The following is an 862-nucleotide window of genomic DNA, read 5'->3' as shown; positions in this document are numbered from 1 at the left end:
CCGGTGACCTATTATCCGGTGGTCGCCACCTACGGCGCGACGTTCCAGAACGAGAACTTCGTCACCCAGTTCAACGCCGGGATCACCTACAGTCTGCGGCCGTTCGGCAGCGACTGGACCGAGTTCGACGCCAAGCGCTATTACGCCTCGCCGAGCTTCACGCACTTCAACGTCGACGTGTCGCACACCCAGGAACTGCCGGAGAATTTCCAGCTCTGGGGCAAGGTGCAGGCGCAGGTCGCCGACGGACCCCTGGTCTCGAGCGAGCAGCTCAGCGCCGGCGGCCTCAACACCGTGCGCGGCTATCTGGAATCCGAAGTGCTCGGCGATGACGGCGTGATCGGCAATCTGGAGATCCGCAGCCCGGACCTCGGCGCGATGCTGCAGAAGGAGATGAAGGACGAGACCGGCCAGGGAGCGCCGCGTTTCACCACCTTCAACGAGTGGCGGCTGTTCGCCTTTGCCGACGCCGCGCATGTCAGCATCCAGAAGCCGCTGCCGGACCAGCAGTCGGCGTTCAACCTATGGAGCTACGGCGTCGGCACCCGCTTCAAGGTGTTCAACGCGTTCAATGGCATGTTCGCGCTGTCCGTTCCGATGGTCAGCCAAACCTATACGCGCGCGGGCGACCCGCGCTTCAACGTTCGGCTCTGGGGTGAATTCTGATGACAATGGGATGGGACAAGATGCGGGCCATGGGGAGCGGTGCGACGCGCGCGGCGGCGAACGCGGCGGCCATGCTGGTGCTGGCTGTGGTGGCGGTGCTGGCGCTGTCGGCGCCGGCGAACGCCTGGTGGAACGATGAATGGCAATTGCGCAAGAAGATCACGATCGATGCCAGCGCCACTGGGGCCAACATCAC

The 862-nt window shown here is 64.4% G+C and carries 2 protein-coding genes; both read left to right on the top strand.

Annotated features, from left to right (window positions below; translation table 11 throughout):
• A partial coding sequence (locus ACZYOF_RS44000; protein WP_463719623.1) for a ShlB/FhaC/HecB family hemolysin secretion/activation protein occupies nucleotides 1–666 on the top strand: 666 nt, incomplete at its 5' end.
• The coding region (locus ACZYOF_RS43995) for a hypothetical protein (protein WP_463719622.1) at nucleotides 666–862 on the top strand (197 nt) is incomplete at its 3' end. The genes ACZYOF_RS44000 and ACZYOF_RS43995, both read left to right, overlap by 1 nt.

The organism is Bradyrhizobium sp. LeoA1Lang (assembly GCF_055413685.1).
This window is presented reverse-complemented; position numbering and strand designations above follow the sequence as displayed.